At 68.8% G+C, this 11,857-nt stretch carries 14 protein-coding genes; 8 read left to right on the top strand and 6 right to left on the bottom strand.

What is annotated here, in order from left to right:
* The first annotated feature begins 4 nt into the window (after window positions 1-4).
* From recO to ACWGID_RS35370, 3 genes are read left to right on the top strand one after another with little or no spacing between them, the layout of a single operon-like run.
* Window positions 5-748, top strand: a complete 744-nt coding sequence (recO, locus tag ACWGID_RS35380) for a DNA repair protein RecO (protein WP_452203702.1) — start codon at window positions 5-7, stop codon at window positions 746-748.
* Window positions 748-933 (top strand): antitoxin VbhA family protein, encoded by a 186-nt coding sequence (locus tag ACWGID_RS35375; RefSeq protein WP_452203701.1) that lies wholly within the window; start codon window positions 748-750, stop codon window positions 931-933. Before recO ends, ACWGID_RS35375 begins: the two co-directional genes overlap by 1 nt.
* A complete protein-coding gene (locus ACWGID_RS35370) occupies window positions 933-1,715 on the top strand; it encodes a Fic/DOC family protein (protein ID WP_452203700.1) in 783 nt (260 codons plus the stop codon). The genes ACWGID_RS35375 and ACWGID_RS35370 overlap by 1 nt, the downstream gene beginning before the upstream one ends.
* A gap of 657 nt (window positions 1,716-2,372) precedes the next feature.
* On the opposite strand, the gene ACWGID_RS35365 is transcribed toward ACWGID_RS35370, so the two are convergent.
* Together ACWGID_RS35365 and ACWGID_RS35360 are read right to left on the bottom strand one after the other, a co-directional pair.
* Complete coding sequence (locus ACWGID_RS35365) at window positions 2,373-3,377, bottom strand: hypothetical protein (RefSeq protein WP_452203699.1); 1,005 nt, start codon at window positions 3,375-3,377, stop codon at window positions 2,373-2,375.
* Window positions 3,371-3,982 carry a hypothetical protein gene (locus ACWGID_RS35360; protein WP_452203698.1) on the bottom strand — a complete coding sequence of 204 codons (612 nt, stop codon included), beginning with the start codon at window positions 3,980-3,982 and terminating at the stop codon, window positions 3,371-3,373. Before ACWGID_RS35360 ends, ACWGID_RS35365 begins: the two co-directional genes overlap by 7 nt.
* Window positions 3,983-4,109: 127 nt before the next feature.
* On the opposite strand from ACWGID_RS35360, the gene ACWGID_RS35355 reads away from it, so the two are divergent.
* The 3 genes from ACWGID_RS35355 (at window position 4,110) to ACWGID_RS35345 (ending at window position 5,922) form a co-directional block, all read left to right on the top strand.
* Window positions 4,110-4,952 carry an isoprenyl transferase gene (locus ACWGID_RS35355; RefSeq protein ID WP_452203697.1) on the top strand — a complete coding sequence of 281 codons (843 nt, stop codon included), beginning with the start codon at window positions 4,110-4,112 and terminating at the stop codon, window positions 4,950-4,952.
* A 104-nt stretch (window positions 4,953-5,056) separates the two neighbouring features.
* A complete protein-coding gene (locus ACWGID_RS35350) occupies window positions 5,057-5,392 on the top strand; it encodes a hypothetical protein (RefSeq protein ID WP_452203696.1) in 336 nt (111 codons plus the stop codon).
* Window positions 5,359-5,922, top strand: coding sequence for a hypothetical protein (locus ACWGID_RS35345; protein WP_452203695.1), 564 nt, complete (start codon window positions 5,359-5,361; stop codon window positions 5,920-5,922). Before ACWGID_RS35350 ends, ACWGID_RS35345 begins: the two co-directional genes overlap by 34 nt.
* On the opposite strand, the gene ACWGID_RS35340 is transcribed toward ACWGID_RS35345, so the two are convergent.
* Genes ACWGID_RS35340 through ACWGID_RS35325 form a run of 4 tightly spaced genes read right to left on the bottom strand, consistent with a single transcriptional unit; the run spans window position 5,919 to window position 9,578 of the window.
* On the bottom strand, window positions 5,919-6,566 hold the full coding sequence (locus tag ACWGID_RS35340; RefSeq protein ID WP_452203694.1) for a response regulator transcription factor: 648 nt from the start codon (window positions 6,564-6,566) through the stop codon (window positions 5,919-5,921). The two genes, ACWGID_RS35345 and ACWGID_RS35340, sit on opposite strands and share 4 nt — an antisense overlap.
* Window positions 6,563-7,897 carry a sensor histidine kinase gene (locus tag ACWGID_RS35335; RefSeq protein WP_452203693.1) on the bottom strand — a complete coding sequence of 445 codons (1,335 nt, stop codon included), beginning with the start codon at window positions 7,895-7,897 and terminating at the stop codon, window positions 6,563-6,565. The genes ACWGID_RS35340 and ACWGID_RS35335 overlap by 4 nt, the downstream gene beginning before the upstream one ends.
* Complete coding sequence (locus ACWGID_RS35330; protein WP_452203692.1) at window positions 7,897-8,706, bottom strand: ABC transporter permease; 810 nt, start codon at window positions 8,704-8,706, stop codon at window positions 7,897-7,899. Before ACWGID_RS35330 ends, ACWGID_RS35335 begins: the two co-directional genes overlap by 1 nt.
* Window positions 8,703-9,578, bottom strand: a complete 876-nt coding sequence (locus tag ACWGID_RS35325) for an ABC transporter ATP-binding protein (protein WP_452203691.1) — start codon at window positions 9,576-9,578, stop codon at window positions 8,703-8,705. The genes ACWGID_RS35330 and ACWGID_RS35325 overlap by 4 nt, the downstream gene beginning before the upstream one ends.
* Window positions 9,579-9,810: 232 nt before the next feature.
* Here ACWGID_RS35325 and ACWGID_RS35320 point away from each other — a divergent pair, with 232 nt between their 5' ends.
* Complete coding sequence (locus ACWGID_RS35320) at window positions 9,811-10,905, top strand: S-(hydroxymethyl)mycothiol dehydrogenase (protein WP_452203690.1); 1,095 nt, start codon at window positions 9,811-9,813, stop codon at window positions 10,903-10,905.
* Between the two features lie 63 nt (window positions 10,906-10,968).
* The coding region (locus ACWGID_RS35315; RefSeq protein ID WP_452203689.1) for an RNA polymerase subunit sigma-70 at window positions 10,969-11,857 on the top strand (889 nt) is incomplete at its 3' end.

The raw sequence follows: 11,857 nt of genomic DNA, 5'->3' as shown, positions 1-11,857 counted from the left end.
GGGCGTGCCGCTCTACCGTGATCAGGCGATCGTGCTGCGCACCCAGAAGCTGGGTGAAGCGGACCGGATCGCCACGCTGCTGACCCGCGCCAACGGCAAGGTCCGCGCGGTCGCGAAGGGCGTCCGGCGTACGTCGTCCCGCTTCGGCGCGCGCCTCGAACCGTTCAGCCACGTCGACCTGCAGCTCGCCACCGGCCGCACGCTCGACGTCGTCACGCAGGCCGAATCAATCGCGGCGTACGGCGAGGGCATCGTCGGCGACTACGCGCGCTACACCACCGGCACCGTCCTGCTCGAGACCGCCGACCGCCTGGTCGTCGAGGAGAAGGAACCCGCCACCCAGCAGCACCTCCTGCTCGCCGGCGCTTTGAGGGTCCTCTCCACCGGAGAACGCGAACCGTCCCTGGTCCTGGATTCCTTCCTGCTCCGCTCGCTGGCGATCTCCGGCTACGCCCCGTCCTTCGACGACTGCGCCCGCTGCGGCGAACCCGGCCCCCACCGAGCCTTCAACCCCGCCGCCGGCGGCATGGTCTGCACCTCCTGCCGCCCACCCGCCTCAGCCATGCCATCCCCCACCACAGTCGCCCACCTTGCCGCCCTCCTCACCGGCGACTGGCCCACCGCCCTCCAAGCCGACCCCAGAACCCGCCGAGAAGCCACCGGCCTAACAGCCGCCTTCTTCACCTACCACCAAGAAAACCAACTCCGCTCCCTACCCCACCTAGACCTGACCCCCGGAGGTTCCTGATGCCGTCGGACCGCGCCGTGGACCGCCTCGACGCCGAAAAACGTCACCAGCTCGACAACCTGATCGCCTCCTGGCGCATGGAGAACATGCCCCTCAGCGCCCCCGAGATCGACATCCTCGCCCGCTACATCCTCGGCGAAATCACCGCCGACGAACGCACCCGCCTGCTGGACGAACTTCTCTGATGCCGACGTTCGAGAACTGGGGCGACTACTTCTGGCCCGGCCAGATCGACGACTGCCGGATCAACAAACTCAACATTCACGACGCCACCCGGCTGGAGGCCGCCGAACGGGTCCGCACCGCCGGCCGCGCGGCCGAAATCATCACCGGCGAAGCAGAGATCCCGAGGACGTTCGACCTCGAGCACCTCCGGGCGATCCACCGGCACCTGTTCCAGGACGTCTACGACTGGGCAGGTGACCTTCGCGTCACGGAGCTGGTCCGGCCGTCCGAGGACCCCGACGCGCCAGGGCACGAATTCGTCAAGCCGGAGGACATCGAGCGCCTGGCACCGATGGTCTTCTCGCAGCTCGGCGACCCGGCCGACCTTCGTGACCGGCCGACCGCGGAAGTTGTCGACGTGCTGGCGAGAACGTACTCCGGTGTGAACATGCTCCACCCCTTTGTCGAGGGCAACGGTCGCACGCAGCGCATCTTCCTCGACCAGGCCGCGGAAGCCGCCGGCTACCGCATCAACTGGACCCGGATCGCCGACCGCCAGAACGAGGTGATGGCCGAAGCCTTCGGTGTCGGCCCCGAACCCGTCCGCCAGGCCCTGTCCGAATGCATCGAACGCCTCCCCGGCCACGAGGCCCGCCAAGACACCGAGCACGCCCTTCGCATCACCACCGACGGCCTCGCCAAGCCAGGCACCACTCCGACCCAGGCCTCCGCCACTTCCACGGCCCCCGCCGCCCGCAACCACGCCCCGAGCCACAAGCGCGACCCCAACGAACGCCAGTAACCAATCAACCGCACGTCGAACACACCCGTCGGGCGGCCACCGATTCCGTCAACGACTCAGCACGGTCCGCGGTCCTCGTCAGACACGAGGATGCACATCTCCTGCTTGCCGTCTCTGGGAGCCGCGAACACGAGACGCGACTCGACCTTGCGCCGAACTGAGTCTTGCCTGCTCGATACCAGCCGCTGTCGCGAAGAGTACGGACATCTCCGATCGCGTCGATCATCCGCTGGTCACTCAGACCAGCCGCCTCGAGTGGAGCGCGACTTGGCGCCGTCGGATCAGTCATGACCCCGTCGATCGCGGCGAGCGCATCGACGTACCGCGTCTTCGCGGCGGTGATAGCTGCCTGCTGCTCGGGGGTCCAGATCGGAGCAGACCGCGCGCTCGGAGTTGGTGTCGGGCCGCCGGAGGTCCGCTTCGCTGCGTCAGGGCCGCCGGCCTCGGGAGATCCACCGCAGGCGGTCAACAAAGCAAGAAGACCAAGCGTCGCGCCGACACTCCGGAGCAGCCTGCAGGCCATCTCGCAAAGCTCCGATCTTGAGCACTGGTGGCGTGCCTGATTGCAGTTGGCCAGACCCGATCGACGTCTATCGCCAGTACGGCCGAGACGCGAATACGAGAGAACAATTCAAGTGGTCGAGGCGAACATCCCCGTCAGCATCCGGACTTGGCCGGAGCGACAGCATCGCCGCCGTTCGGATCAACGAGCACCGGTACCGCCTCGCCGATCCGCAGTTGCGTTGCAGCGTTCTGCGTCATGGAAATCTGACCGGTATCGCCCAAGGTGCTCTGCCAGGTGATGTCCCACTGCGCGGTCGCCGTCACCGGGTACTTGCACTTCGGCAGTTTGCTCGAGGTCTTCGCGTATTGATGACCGCAAGTAGGCGAGCCTTTCACACCCATCGACTTGTCGTACGGCGTCCCGGGGCCTTCGCAGCGCACCGTCTTACCGTCACCCATGGTCCAGTCGATCGCCTTGACCTGCGCCGTTGCCGTGACCGACAGACCCGGCACGCTGGCACTCCGCACGATCGGACCCCACGTGTTCTCAGTCTTGGCAACCCACATCCACACAGGCATGTTCACGAGGCCGATTTGTCCGGCTCCAGGAGCCGTCTTGATCAGCGGGGGTGCGAGTTGCATGGTGGCGATTGCCTGGTAAACGAGGGTCAATGGATCTACAACAACAGTGTCCGGTGTGCCTGGCAGCCAGACCCATTTCGTCACGATGTGCTTGCCCTCGTCGTACCCTTGCTCACGCAGGCAGGCCCAGATGCTGCCATCCGTGTGCCCCTGCCAGCGAGGATCGGTGAACGGCGGCTGTGGGACCTCGCGCCGCATGTAGCACTGCTGACCGTTGGACCAATTGCCGAGGACCGAGGTACATGCCTGTGCCGCACCACCGTATTCGCACGCCGGTTTGACTGCCTGTACCGGCTTCTTGGTGGGTTTGGAGCCAGGCTTCTGTTCCGTGCCTGGCTTGTGGACGTATTTCTTCAGGACCCATCCACAAGTGTGCGTGGCCTTCACGCACGCCCAGACGTAGTCAGGGCCTGGCTTCGGCGGGCGCTTTCCCTCTGCGTTGGCTAGCTGTGGTTGGGCGATGACCACGGCGGCGATCGCCAGCGCGAGCCCGAGCCGATATAGGCGGGCTAACACGTGCCGAGCTCCTTCTCCGCAATCAGCCACCAGCGTTTGCCGCCGCCGGCTGCCGGCGGGGCGAACACAACGCGAGAGGAGACCTTCTGGCGCTTGCTGGTTCCGGGGCCCATCGGAACCGGCTTGCCGTCCTTCTGGAAACGGATGATGATCGCCGAACTGTCGATGCAGTTCGTCAGGCGGACCTCAGGCTGCTGAAGCTTGAGATTGACGGACGAGACCTGAGCGGTCGTGACCTTGGTGCGTCCTGATTCGTACCAGCCGTAGTTCTGGAAGTTGATCACATCCTCGAGGACGGACGTAATCCACTCGCCACCGTTGCCTGCCTTCTCGAGCTTGTTCCGGTCGGCCTTTGTCGGCGCGGCGAGGGCAGCGTCGATGGCCGCCCGGGCGACCGAGTATTGAGTCTTTGCAGCCGTGATCGCTGCTTGTTCCTCGGGGGTCCAGGTGGGGGTCGAGGGGGCGGTTGGGGTTGGGGTGGGGGTCGCCGACGTCGTGGGTGGGGTGGTGTTGGGTTGGCCGGCCTCTGGGGAGCCGTTGCAGGCGGTCAGGGCGGTGAGGGCGCTGAGCGTGGCTGCGGCGGTGGCTAGGGGTCGGCGGCGCATGGGAGGGGGCTCCGATCTTGGGTGCTGTTGGTGTAAGGGTTGCATACGGAGGGTGTTGGCGGGGCGGGTTATCCACAGGTTGCAGGTTGCTGCAGTGGGGGTTCGGGGTGGGTGGGAGACTGCGGGTATGTCGCCTATTGGTCGTCGTCGGGGTCGTGGGTTGGTGGGGGCTCGGGGGGAGCGGAAGGTCGTGGTGGCGCCGGAGGCGCATCCTTCGGGGGCTCGGGCGCCGCTGGTGCCGGCGGAGTTGGTGCCGCGGCATGTGGCGATCGTGATGGACGGGAACGGGCGGTGGGCCAAGCAGCGCGGGCTGGCGCGGACCGAGGGGCACAGGGCAGGGGAAGCGGCGCTGCTGGACGTGATCAAGGGCGGGATCGAGATCGGGGTGAAGTACATCTCGGCGTACGCGTTCTCGACCGAGAACTGGGCCCGGTCGCCGGAGGAGGTCCGGTTCCTGATGGGGTTCAACCGGGAGGTGATCCACCGGCGCCGCGACGAGCTGGACGCGATGGGGGTGCGGGTGGTGTGGTCGGGGCGCCGGCCGCGGTTGTGGAAGAGCGTGATCGACGAGCTCGAGTACGCGCAGGAGCGGACCAAGGACAACGACACCATCACGCTGCAGTTCTGTGTGAACTACGGCGGCCGCGCGGAGATCGCGGACGCGATGCGGTCGATCGCGCGGGAGGTTGCCGAGGGCAAGATCAAACCGGACCGGATCTCCGAGCAGACGATCGCGCGGCACCTGTACGCGCCGGACATCCCCGAGGTGGACCTGTTCGTCCGGTCGTCGGGGGAGCAGCGGACGAGCAACTTCCTGGTGTGGCAACTCGCGTACGCCGAGATGGTGTTCCTCGACACACTCTGGCCGGACTTCGACCGCCGCGATCTGTGGCGAGCCGTCGAAATGTATGCGCAGCGTGACCGCAGGTACGGCGGAGCGGTACCAAACGAGGTCCTGAGCGAGGGATGACCGGGCCGCGGGCAACCACTGCGGAACGGGGGAGGACCTGGTCGCGTCTACGGTCGTTGGAGGAACACCGCGACGACAGGAGTAGAAGCGTGCCGGAGCAGGCGATGAACGAGACGCCGAGCGAGGTTGCCGAGCGGGAGCTGCTCGCTGTGCGGGAGGAAGTGCAGCAGATGGCGGAGACGATGCGCGCCCGGCTGGAAGCGGACGAGGCTCCGGCACCCGATGAGCGTACGGCGACCGGCGAACAGCCGGCGCCCGCTCCCCAGGAAGCTCAGCCGGCCAGCCCCGAATGGCCGCCAGCCGTTCCACAGGACGCGCCCGCGACGCAGGACGCGCCCGCGACGCAGCACACGCCCGCGACGCAGCACACGCCCGCGGCGCAGGACGACCAGCCGGGCGAACCCGAATGGCCGACGACCGGTCGCTGGGCCCAGCGTTGACGCTCGACGTGCGCGACATCGCCGGCCGCACCGACAGGGTCGCGCAGGCGATGCACAACACGAGGATGGAGCTCGGGCGGGCGGAGCGCCTGCTCGATGCGGACTCGCCGCCTCCGCGCCAGGAACTGTTCGAAGTGCGAGAGCAGCTCATGGGCAGCGGGCGACAGCTCCGCGACGCGCTCGGACACGTCGATGCGCTCCGCGAGATCCCGGAGTACGGCGAGCTGAAGAACAACGTCGAGAGCGTCGAGCGACTGGTGACGGACACCGAGCGGGCCGTCGATGCAGTTGCAGCGAACCCGGCGGCTCGGCAAGAGATGCGGGACCGGCTGCGACCGCGCATGGCCGCAGCTCGGACCTCGGTGCAGTTCGCGGTCAATACGGCCAACGACGCGCGGAACCTGGCGAAGACCGCTGAGGCCGCGGCGAACCCCACGCCTACGTCGGCGCAGCACGCGCCCGGAAGCGCCCAGCCCGAGGTGCGCAACCGGCCGGACGGACAGTCGCAGAGCCCCGGCGTACAGCTCTAGCCTCGGCGTCCCGGTGAAGGCAGGAGGCCGCGTTCGATCGCGACGGTGACGGCGCGGGTGCGGTCGTCGACGTCGAGCTTGGCGAACAGGCGCTGCAAGTGGGTCTTGACCGTGGCCTCGCCGATGAACAGCTCCCGCCCGATCTCCGCGTTGCTGAGTCCGCGAGCCACAGCAGCCAGTACTTCGAGTTCCCGCGGCGAAGGCTGCGCCGCGGGAGGCGGAGCCGGCGTACGCAGGCGAGACATCAACCGTGCCGCGACTGGCGGAGCGAGAACGGTCTCACCACGAGCGGCGGCCCGGATCCCGTTCAGCAGCTCGGCGTGTGGCGTGTCCTTCAACAGGTACCCGGCAGCGCCTGCCTCGACCGCGTGCAGGATGTCCGTGTCGGTGTCGTACGTCGTCAGCACGAGCACCCGCGTCGACGGATAGCCGGACACGATCGCCCCGGTCGCCGCGACACCGTCCATGCGCGGCATCCGCAGATCCATCAGTACGACGTCCGGCTTGGTCGACTCCACCACTGCCAGGGCTTCCGCCCCGTCGCCGGCCTCACCGACCACGGAGATGTCGTCGGTCACCGACAACATCCCGGTCAGCCCGGACCGCACCACCGGATGGTCGTCGACCACCAGAACCCGAATCACGCGCCCTCCTGCACAGCCGGGATCAGCACCTGCACCCGCGTACCACGTCCCGGCGCGCTCTCGACCTCGACCGAGCCACCGGATTCCTCGACCCGCCCACGCATCGCGTTCAACCCGAACCCGCCGGACACCGACCCTGGCATGAACCCGGACCCGTCGTCGCGGATCTCGATCCACACCCCGCTGTCCGACAACCCGAGTGTGATCAGTACCTGCGTCGCCGCGGCGTGCTTGCGGACATTCGCCAATGCTTCCTGCGCGGACCGTAGCAGCACGACCTGCTGAGCCTGCGGCAGCGCCGCGACCTCCTCGTCCGGAAGGTCCAGCTCGACCTGTACGTCGACCCCGGTCTCGGCCGCGAAACGTTCCGCCTGCCGGCGCAGTACCTCGGTCAAGGTTGCCTCGGACAACGCCACCGGGGTGAACGCGGCGACCAGCGCCCGCGCCTCCGCGAGGTTCTCCCGCGCGGTGTCCTCGATCGCGGCGAGCCGGGCCGCGGCGCCCGGAGTGCCGCCGCGCGAGAGCTCGGCCGACGCCGCCTGGGCCAGCATCACGATGCTCGTCATCCCCTGCGCGAGCGTGTCGTGGATCTCCCGCGCCATCCGCTCCCGCTCGGCCATCACGCCGGCGCTGTGGTGCGCTTCGGCGAGCTCGTCCCGCGCGGACTCGAGCTGGTCGATCAGCTCGGCGCGCTGCTGACTCTGCGTGATCACCTTCTCGATCCAGATCCCGAACAGCAGACTGACCACGAGGCTGACCAGCATCCACGGGAGGATGCTCCAGAACGCGTCCCAGCCCCATCCCGCGCTCCAGAGCTGCGCCGTACCGACGCCGAGCACCAGCAGCAGGCTGAGCGCGATCCCTTCGCGGACGTCCTCGCACAGTAGCCAGATCTGCGCCGACGCGATGAACATCAGGAACACCGACTGCGGATAGATCCCGATCAGCACCATCAGGCAGGCGATCAGCACCAGCCGATAGGTGTACGACGGGAGCGCGCGCCGGGACCGGATCGCGGGCAGTCCGAGGAACTGGTATGCCGCCGCGAGCACGACGACCGTACCGGCGAACACCGACTGCCGCAGCGCGTCGAGGTGCCCGAGGAACGACAGCGCCAGCGTCATCCCGAGGAGCACCCAGAACACGATGTGCCACCCGACCAACGCCCGGGTCCAGACCGGCTGCCCGGCGCTACCGTGAGAACTCTGCACGGATCCCATCTTCCTCCACACCAGGATCCACACCCGAGGTCCGGTCCAGGCCGGCGCCCGGGACAGCTCGGTACGACGCCGGTCCGGAAGGTCCGACGTCGTACCGGTGAGGCCGTTCATCAGCCCGCGTCCCGGCGGGTCCAGCGGAACACCCGCTGGGCGAGGAACAGGCCGACGATCAGCCAGATCGACAGCACGATCGCGCCGGTGCCGAGCTGCCACGACCCACCCGGCTCGTTCACCTGGAACCCGTCGGGCAGGAAGACGGAGCGCATGCCCTGGGCGAGCCACTTCAGGGGGAAGAACGAGGCCACGGTCTGCATCCAGCTCGGGAGGCTGCTGTAGACGAAGTACACGCCGGAGATGAACTGGAGCAGCAGGACGACCGGGGTGACCACGGCCGACGCGGCGCGGCCGGACTTCGGGACGACCGAGAAGGCGATGCCCAGGACCGAGCCGGACGCCGTACCGAGGATGAAGATCCAGAGGAAGTTCAGCCACCGCTGCGGCGTGGACGGGATGTCGACGCCGAGCAGCAGGCCGGCGATCGCGAGCAGCAGCGTGAACTGCAGGACCGAGGTGACCAGGACCATGCCGATCTTGCCGATGAAGTACGACTGCGGCGACATCGGCGTACCGCGGAGCCGCTTCAGCACGTCCTGGTCGCGCTCGATGGCGATCGCGATGGCCAGCGACTGGAAGCTGGTCAGGAAGATGCCGGAGGCAATCATTCCGGGGGTGAAGTAGGTGGCGGCGGTGACGCCGCCGGAGAAGTCGGTGCCGCTGAACACGGCCGAGAAGATGCCGAGGAAGATGATCGGGAAGAAGAACGTGAAGATCAGCTGCTCGCGTTCCCGGAAGAACTCCTTGACCTCGATCCCGGCCCGGGACAGACCGACCTTCAGCGGTGAGGGCAGTACGGCGCTCATCGAGCGGCTCCTTCCAGTTCCGGAGCGGCGGTGGCCGACCCGATGAGTTCCAGGTAGATGTCTTCCAGGCTCGGCCGCCGGACCTGCAGTTCGGGGACCTCGCCGCCGTACTCGGCCAGCAGCCGGGCGACCTCGGCGCTCGGCCGGTCGGTGCGCAGCTCGCGCATCCCGTCGGCGGCCAGCCAGGAGACTCGCGCGGTGCGGGCGCCGCGGCCGCCGAGGGTCTCGGGGGTCGCGACCTCGACCATCCGGCCGTCGGCGATCACGCCGACCCGGTCGGCCAGGTGCTCGGCCTCGTCGAGGTAGTGGGTGGTGAGCAGGACCGTGGTGCCCTCGGTGCGGAGCTCCTCGATCAGGGTCCAGAACTGGCGGCGCGCCTCCGGGTCGAACCCGGTCGTCGGCTCGTCCAGGAACAGCAGCTCCGGGTTGCCGATCACGCCGAGCGCGACGTCGAGCCGGCGCCGCTGACCGCCGGACAGGGTGCGGATCCGGGTCTTGCGCTTCTCCTCGAGCCCGACCGCGGCGATCACCTGCTCCGGGTCGCGGGGGTTCGGGTAGTAGCCGGCGAAGTGCGTCACCATCTCGGCTACCGACAGCACCGCCTCGTCACGGGTGGTCTGCGCGACGATCCCGATCCGGGACCGCCAGATCCGGTCGCCGCGTGCCGGGTCGCTGCCCAGCACGCTGATCTCACCCTCGTCGGCCCGGCGATACCCCTCCAGAATCTCCGTGGTCGTCGTCTTACCGGCCCCGTTCGGGCCGAGCAGGGCGAACACCTCGCCCCGGTGGATGTCCAGGTCGACGCCGTCGACCGCGACCTTGTCGGGGTACCGCTTGACCAGGCCGCGCACCCGCACTGCGTTGTTCTCCATGCCTCAACCTTCCCGTCCGGGCGGGGTGCGCGGGGAGCACCGGCCGGATGACTGGTTGTCCCCCGACCGGTGGACAGCGGCGTACCGAAGAACGGGTAGTGGTGGTGTCCACCGGAGGGTTTGGAGTGGGGGCCAGGCGTGGGGAGCGGTATGCGTAGACGACTACGTCCCGTTGTTGCGTACACGCCGAAGGGGGCTGACGCGGGCGGGGTGCGGCGGCTAGGTTCGGGGGATGGCTCAGACTGTGCGTGGTGTGGTGGCGGCGAGCAAGGGTGCGCCGGTGACGATCGAGCAGATCACGATCCCGGACCCGGGTCCCGGCGAGGCGGTCGTGCAGGTGCAGGCCTGTGGGGTCTGTCATACGGACTTGCACTACCGAGAGGGCGGGATCAACGACGAGTTCCCGTTTCTGCTCGGGCACGAGGCGGCCGGTGTGGTGGAGTCGGTGGGTGAGGGCGTCACGGACGTTGCCCCGGGCGACTTCGTCGTACTGAACTGGCGGGCGGTCTGCGGGAACTGCCGCGCCTGCCTGCGCGGGCGGCCGTGGTACTGCTTCAACACGCACAACGCGAAGCAGAAGATGACGCTCGCGGACGGGACCGAGCTGAGCCCGGCGCTCGGGATCGGGGCGTTCGCGGAGAAGACCCTGGTCGCGGCCGGGCAGTGCACGAGGGTGGACCCGGCGGCGAAGCCCGAGGTCGCGGGCCTGCTCGGCTGTGGCGTGATGGCCGGTCTCGGTGCCGCGATCAACACCGGGAACGTCGGACGCGGGGACACCGTCGCGGTGATCGGATGCGGCGGAGTCGGTACGGCGGCTCTCGTCGGTGCCCGGTTGGCGGGTGCGGCGAAGGTGATCGCGATCGATCTCGACGAGCGCAAGCTGGCGACCGCGACCGAGCTCGGTGCGACGCACACGATCAACTCGAAGGGGCTCGACCACGATGGCGTGGTGGAGGCGGTGCAGGAACTCACCGGCGGGTTCGGTGCCGATGTCGTGATCGACGCGGTCGGCCGGCCGGAGACCTGGAAGCAGGCGTTCTACGCCCGCGACCTGGCCGGGACCGTGGTGCTCGTCGGCGTACCCACGCCCGACATGCGCCTCGACATGCCGCTGCTCGACTTCTTCGGTCGCGGCGGCTCGCTCAAGTCCAGCTGGTACGGCGACTGCCTGCCGACCCGGGATTTCCCGATGCTCGTTGACCTGCACCTCCAGGGCCGCCTGCCGCTGGACCGTTTCGTCTCCGAAACCATCGCGCTGGACGGGGTCGAGGCCGCCTTCGAGAAGATGCACCACGGCGACGTACTGCGTTCTGTGGTCGTTTTCTGACCGCAGCGATTAATCGGGGGCGTCCGCGCGGTACATACCTGCGTGGACGCGTGGAGGGGTGACGTGACGGACCGGGACGAGTTCGAGCAGCGAGTCGCGCCGTACCGGCGGGAGCTGCTGGCGCACTGCTACCGGATGCTCGGGTCCGTGCACGATGCGGAAGACCTGGTCCAGGAGACGCTGCTCCGGGCCTGGCGGGCGATCGACACGTACGACGCGGAGCGGGCCTCGCTGCGGACCTGGTTGTACCGGATCGCGACCAACGCGTGCCTGACCGCGATGAAGGGGCGGGCCCGCCGAGCGCTCCCGTCCGGGCTGGTGGGGGCGGCCGACGACGCGTACGCGGCGATCGAACCGGCGCTGGACGTGCCGTGGTTGCAGCCGTTCCCGACCAAGGACGACCCGGCGGTCGCGCTCGCGGAGCGGGGGAGTCTCCGGCTCGCGCTGGTCGCGGCGATGCAGTACCTGCCGGCCCGGCAGCGGGCGGTGCTGGTACTGCGTGACGTGCTGGACTGGCCCGCGGCCGACGTCGCCGAGGCGTTGGAGACCACGCCGGCCTCGGTCAACAGCGCGTTGCAGCGCGCCCGGGCGCGGCTGGCGGAGATCGGGATCACCGAGGACGACGTCGATGAGCCGACCGATCGCGAGATCCGGCAGGTGATCGACGACTACGTGCGCGCGTTCGAGGCGGCCGACGTCGACGGGCTCAAGCGGCTACTGGCCGAGCAGGTGGTGCTGGAGATGCCGCCGGCCCCGCTGTGGCTCGTCGGTCGCGACACGTACGGCGACTTCATGGAGCGCGTCTACGCGATGCGCGGCCCGGCCTGGCGAATGCTCGTCACCGGGGCGAACGACCAGCCCGCCCGGGGGGGGGGGGGGGGCGCGCGCCCCCCCCCGGGGGGAGGGGGCCCCCCCACACCACATCGCGGCGGCCGCGCCCGCCGGCAGCCCC

This window comes from Kribbella sp. NPDC054772 (assembly GCF_053611945.1).
This window is presented reverse-complemented; position numbering and strand designations above follow the sequence as displayed.

Excerpts from the sequence above, each read along its gene's own strand:
- ACWGID_RS35320 (WP_452203690.1), top strand. The coding sequence starts at position 9,811 with ATGGCTCAGACTGTGCGTGGTGTGGTGGCGGCGAGCAAGGGTGCGCCG.
- ACWGID_RS35360 (WP_452203698.1), bottom strand. The coding sequence starts at position 3,982 with ATGCGCCGCCGACCCCTAGCCACCGCCGCAGCCACGCTCAGCGCCCTC.
- ACWGID_RS35375 (WP_452203701.1), top strand. The coding sequence starts at position 748 with ATGCCGTCGGACCGCGCCGTGGACCGCCTCGACGCCGAAAAACGTCAC.
- ACWGID_RS35345 (WP_452203695.1), top strand. The coding sequence starts at position 5,359 with ATGGCCGACGACCGGTCGCTGGGCCCAGCGTTGACGCTCGACGTGCGC.
- ACWGID_RS35370 (WP_452203700.1), top strand. The coding sequence starts at position 933 with ATGCCGACGTTCGAGAACTGGGGCGACTACTTCTGGCCCGGCCAGATC.
- ACWGID_RS35330 (WP_452203692.1), bottom strand. The coding sequence starts at position 8,706 with ATGAGCGCCGTACTGCCCTCACCGCTGAAGGTCGGTCTGTCCCGGGCC.
- ACWGID_RS35350 (WP_452203696.1), top strand. The coding sequence starts at position 5,057 with ATGAACGAGACGCCGAGCGAGGTTGCCGAGCGGGAGCTGCTCGCTGTG.
- ACWGID_RS35335 (WP_452203693.1), bottom strand. The coding sequence starts at position 7,897 with ATGAACGGCCTCACCGGTACGACGTCGGACCTTCCGGACCGGCGTCGT.
- ACWGID_RS35355 (WP_452203697.1), top strand. The coding sequence starts at position 4,110 with ATGTCGCCTATTGGTCGTCGTCGGGGTCGTGGGTTGGTGGGGGCTCGG.
- ACWGID_RS35325 (WP_452203691.1), bottom strand. The coding sequence starts at position 9,578 with ATGGAGAACAACGCAGTGCGGGTGCGCGGCCTGGTCAAGCGGTACCCC.